This is a genomic window from Halochromatium sp. (assembly GCF_046541315.1).
In the GTDB taxonomy this organism is placed as follows: domain Bacteria; phylum Pseudomonadota; class Gammaproteobacteria; order Chromatiales; family Chromatiaceae; genus Lamprobacter.
The window spans coordinates 1-3,856 of the sequence record NZ_JBKHDN010000235.1 but is presented as its reverse complement, the minus strand read 5'-3'; the positions used below and the strand labels follow the sequence as shown (position 1 = coordinate 3,856).

The following is a 3,856-nucleotide window of genomic DNA, read 5'->3' as shown; positions in this document are numbered from 1 at the left end:
GCCAAACGCCAAACGCCAAACGCCAAACGCCAAACGCCAAGAACCAGCCAACCACAACAAGACCCGAAAGGAGCCACCGATGACCCAATCGACCTTATCCGACGAGATCGCGCTGCGCATCGGCCTTGCCGCCCGCGCGCTTCCAGACACCGACATCGTCCGGCTCCTGCGCGTCCTCGCCGACGCCGTCGGCCTCCCACCGACCGCCGCCAACCTCGACGGACTCACCGTCAAGGCCCTCAAACAAGCCGCCGACGGCGAACTCGCCGAAATCGACAGCGCCGCACTCAAAGAGGCCCTCGCCCGCCTCAAGGGCCAAGGCAGCAACGCGATCGAACCGGCACCCGAACCCGAACCTTACAGTGACGGCGAGCTGCCCAACTCGATCCGCGTCGCCTGCGCCTCCAACGGCGGCGAACTGCTCGACGGTCACTTCGGCTCCTGCCAACGCTTTCTGATCTATCAAGTCGCCGCCGACAGCTTCAAGCTCATCGACTGCCGCGACATCGACACCAACGCCGGCGAACTGCAAGACGACAAGAACAGCTATCGCGCCTCGCTGATCGCCGACTGTCACGTCCTCTACGTCGCCTCCATCGGCGGCCCCGCTGCGGCCAAGGTCGTCAAGCGCGACATCCACCCGATCAAGCGCCCCGAGATGGGCAATGCCCGCGAACACATCGCCGAACTCGCGCGCATCCTCGCCGACAAGACCCCGCCCTGGCTCGCCAAGATCATGGGCACCGCCACCGAGGCGCGCGTGCACTTCCAGCGTTCCGCGCTCGAAGCCTGACGGGACGATCGAACCAAGGCCGACCACTGCCAAGCCGAAGACCCATGATCACCACGCACCTCCTCGACCAGATCGAGACCATCCTCAGCCGTGCCGGGCTCAGCGCCGATTCGGTCGCGGCCCTGCGCGACGCCTTCCCGGACCACCACTTCACCCACTGCCTCGATGACGACATCGGCGCCGGCATCGAGCCCGTGCGCGCAGCCGAGGGCTTCAACCTCTATCTCATCGACGCCAGCGAGCACTGCCTGCGCTTCACCCGCGATCCCGACAGCGCCACCGGACTGGTGCTGGCCGAGATCAGCGACGCCGATCGAGACGCTTGACCCATCGGTCAGGGCTCGACCGGCGGCAGGCGCTCAAGCAATCGATCCCAACGGATGACCACATCCTCAAGCACGCCAACCCGAGTCTCGCCCCCCAGCTCGAAGACATCGGGCTTGCCGTAACCCCCCTGGTCGAGCCGATAGATCGTCAGCACCCGATCGATCGGATGCACCAGCCAATACTCGCGGACTCCGGCGCGTTCATAGACCCGCAGCTTGCGCACCTGATCATGACTCGCGGTGCTGGGCGAAAGCACCTCCACGGCCAGGTCCGGCGCGCCCCGAATCCCGCGTCGATCGGTCTTCGCGGCATCGCACACCACAAGCACGTCCGGCTGCACCACGGTATCGATCACATCGTCCGCTTCGTCCGCCTTCGGCAGGCGCACATCGACCGGCGAGACATAGGCGCGGCAGGGCCGATCGCCAAGCGCCTGTCGCAATTGGTAATAAACCTCGCCAACAATGTCCTGATGGTCCAGCGTCGGCGCCGGCGCCATCAGATAGGCGACGCCGTCGATCAGCTCGTAACGCACATCCTCCGGCCAGGTCAGATATTCGCCATAGGTATGGTCGTCGGTATCGCGTTGCGGTAAGCCCATTCGATCTCTCCGTTGCAATGAATCAGCGACCCGAGGCTGCTCTCGAGGCTAGAGCAAGAACAGCGTCGCCAGGCCGAGGAAGATGAAGAACCCGCCGGAATCGGTCAGGCCGGTGATCATCACCGAGCTGCCGAGCGCCGGGTCGCGGCCCAAGCGTTGGCGCAGGAGCGGAATCAGGACCCCGGCGGTGGCTGCCAAGAGCAGATTCAGCGTCATCGCCGCGACCATGACGAGGCCGAGGCCGGGATTATCGTAGACCACCCCGGCGAGGACGCCGACCACAGCGCCCCACACCAGCCCATTGATCAGCGCCACGCCAAGCTCCTTGAGGATCAACCGGCGCCAGGCCGAAGGCTGCACCTGCCCCATCGCGATCGCGCGCACGATCATGGTGATGGTCTGATTACCGGCATTGCCGCCGATGCCGGCGACGATCGGCATCAGCGCCGCCAGCGCCACCAGCTTCTCGATCGAGCCCTCGAACAAGTCGATCACGCGCGAGGCGATCACCGCAGTGACCAGATTGATCGCCAGCCAGGCCCAGCGGTTCTTCACCGAACGCAGCACCGGCGCGAAGATGTCCTCCTCCTCCAACAGGCCGGCGTTACCGAGGATCTCGGCCTCGTTCTCTTCCTGGATATAGTCGACCACATCCGACACGGTGAGACGGGCGATCAGGCGCCGGTCCTTGTCGATCACCGGCACCGAGACCAGATCATAGCGCTCGAAGGCGCTGGCCGCCTGGCGCGCCTCATCCTCGGCGCGAAACAGGATCAAGCCGCTCGCCTGCATGACCTCACCGACCTCGGTCTCGGGTTCGTTGACCAGCAACGCCTCCAGGGTCAGGATGCCGCGCAGGCGGTCGTCGCGGTCGATGACGAAGAGCTTGTCGGTATGATCCGGCAGCGCCTCGAAACGGCGCAGGTAGCGCGCAACCACCTCAAGCGTGACATCCTCGCGCACCTTGACCAGGTCGAAGTCCATCAAGGCGCCGACCGTGTCCTCCGGATAGGACATCACCTCGCGCACCCGTGCCTGCTCGCGCAGATCGAGCGACGCCAGCAGGTCGCCAGCGAGTTCCTCGGACAAATCCGGGATCAGGTCGGCGATTTCATCGGCATCCAAACCCTCGGCCGCGGCCTTGATCTCGTCGCGATCCATGGTCGCGAGCAGGCTTGGGCGCACCGCGTCCGAGACCTCGAGCAGGATATCGCCGTCCTTGTCGGCGCGTACCAGATCCCAGACGTAGAGCCGCTCATCGAGCGGCAGCGCCTCGAGGATATCGGCGATATCGGCCGGATGCAGGCGGTCGAGCTTGCGCTGTAGCCGCGCCAGGCTTTGGCGATGGGTGATGTTCTCGACCAGGCGCCGATGCGGCATGCGCTGGCGCCGCGTCAGATCCTCCACCAGTTGCTGTTTCGCCAGCAACTGGCGCACCTCGCGCAGATGCCGCTGCAATGCGTTTTCATCAGGTCGTGGTAAATCCGGCATCGTTACAATCTCCAACACGGCCTGGTGGCAGGGTCATCATTGATGACAGCAAGGATACCCCGCATCGATCTTGATCGGCATGACAGGTCTTAACAAGTCTTTACGATGCCTTGGCGGATCTGCGCTAGCCTGTCATCCAGCCCATGTCGGGGGCAACCGCCGACACGGCCAACGAACACCATGTTGAGGAGAATCCCGATGAGCAATATTCAACTCGTACAAGAGTCCACGTCGATCTGGGCCATCGTGAAGGACGACCTCACGGCGACCACCGTGCCCGCCTTACAGGACGCGCTGAAGACGGCGCTGAACAAGGACGCGCATGACATCGTCTTCGATTTCCAGCAGCTGCGGAGCATCGATTCCAGCGGCATCGGCCTGCTGCTCGCCGCCAAGAACAGCATGGTTACCCGGCAAGGAAGTCTTCGTCTGATCAACGTCCCGGCAGACATCTTCAGTCTCTTCGAAACCATGCGTCTGGTCGACAGCCTCAACGCCGAGCTGGCCAGCAACGATTCGGACGCCGATCTTGAGCAATGCTTCGAACTCGCTCAAACGGTCTGATGCGCCAAGGCGGTCTCCGCGCCAATCCGCGAGACGGGCCAATCGTCGCCTCCTCGCTCGCTCAGCCGAGCATCGTCTAG

General features: G+C 64.1%; 5 protein-coding genes. 3 read left to right on the top strand and 2 right to left on the bottom strand.

Annotation, left to right across the window (positions count from 1 at the left end):
- Both ACLFQI_RS12315 and ACLFQI_RS12310 read left to right on the top strand, forming a co-directional pair.
- A partial coding sequence (locus ACLFQI_RS12315; RefSeq protein WP_410759750.1) for a dinitrogenase iron-molybdenum cofactor biosynthesis protein occupies positions 1–793 on the top strand: 793 nt, incomplete at its 5' end.
- A 44-nt stretch (positions 794–837) separates the two neighbouring features.
- Complete coding sequence (locus ACLFQI_RS12310; RefSeq protein WP_410759748.1) at positions 838–1,119, top strand: DUF6129 family protein; 282 nt, start codon at positions 838–840, stop codon at positions 1,117–1,119.
- 8 nt (positions 1,120–1,127) lie between these two features.
- Here the strand turns inward: ACLFQI_RS12310 and ACLFQI_RS12305 are convergent, their stop codons facing one another.
- Together ACLFQI_RS12305 and mgtE are read right to left on the bottom strand one after the other, a co-directional pair.
- Positions 1,128–1,721 (bottom strand): Uma2 family endonuclease, encoded by a 594-nt coding sequence (locus ACLFQI_RS12305; RefSeq protein WP_410759746.1) that lies wholly within the window; start codon positions 1,719–1,721, stop codon positions 1,128–1,130.
- A 48-nt stretch (positions 1,722–1,769) separates the two neighbouring features.
- Entirely contained in the window at positions 1,770–3,212 is a 1,443-nt protein-coding gene (mgtE, locus tag ACLFQI_RS12300; RefSeq protein ID WP_410759745.1) for a magnesium transporter, read from the bottom strand.
- Positions 3,213–3,395: 183 nt separating this feature from the next.
- Here mgtE and ACLFQI_RS12295 point away from each other — a divergent pair, with 183 nt between their 5' ends.
- The gene (locus tag ACLFQI_RS12295) at positions 3,396–3,776 is read left to right on the top strand and encodes an STAS domain-containing protein (RefSeq protein ID WP_410759743.1); all 381 of its coding nucleotides are present in this window, start codon (positions 3,396–3,398) and stop codon (positions 3,774–3,776) included.
- The last annotated feature ends 80 nt before the right edge of the window (positions 3,777–3,856 follow it).